The sequence below is a fragment of the Gluconobacter sp. P1D12_c genome, from assembly GCF_018812105.1.
GTDB classification, from domain to species: domain Bacteria; phylum Pseudomonadota; class Alphaproteobacteria; order Acetobacterales; family Acetobacteraceae; genus Gluconobacter; species Gluconobacter oxydans_A.
On record NZ_JACSIQ010000347.1, the window covers coordinates 1 to 493 of the forward strand.

The 493-nt window shown below is 51.5% G+C and carries 1 protein-coding gene; it reads right to left on the minus strand.

Annotated features, from left to right (window positions below; translation table 11 throughout):
* Window positions 1–75 precede the first annotated feature (75 nt).
* On the minus strand, window positions 76–493 hold a 418-nt coding region (locus tag KP705_RS17110; protein WP_215765135.1), incomplete at its 5' end, for a recombinase family protein.

Below are 493 nucleotides of genomic sequence, written 5' to 3' on the forward strand. Positions count from 1 at the left end.
CCGTGCCGCTCCTGAATCCAGCGCAACGCCTCGTTCAAATAGGGGTCACGACACGAAAGTGTACTTTACGTACGCTTAGAGTGAACCCAACAAGAACGTTGAGGCTGTTCTGCTGAGAGTTCGATAGACAGTTGGCCGAGAAATAGAAAACAGTTCTGAAAGATCGCTGATGGAGTAATCGCCGGTATCATACATCCGGCGAAGCTCTTTTTGCTGACGTTCAGAAAGCTTGGGTTTCTTTCCGCGTAGTTTACCTTTGTCGCGTGCAACGGCCATCCCTTCACGAGTACGCATCCGGATCAGATCGGCTTCAAACTCCGCGAAAGTCGCAAGGATGTTGAAGAACAACTTGCCCATTGGATCAGACGGATCGTGAATACTGTTCCCAAGTTGAAGCTTCACGCCACGGGATGCCAGGCTGTCGCCAATAAGCCGTGCATCAGGGACAGAGCGGGCCAGTCGATCAAGCTTTGGTACGACCAAAGTATCGCCA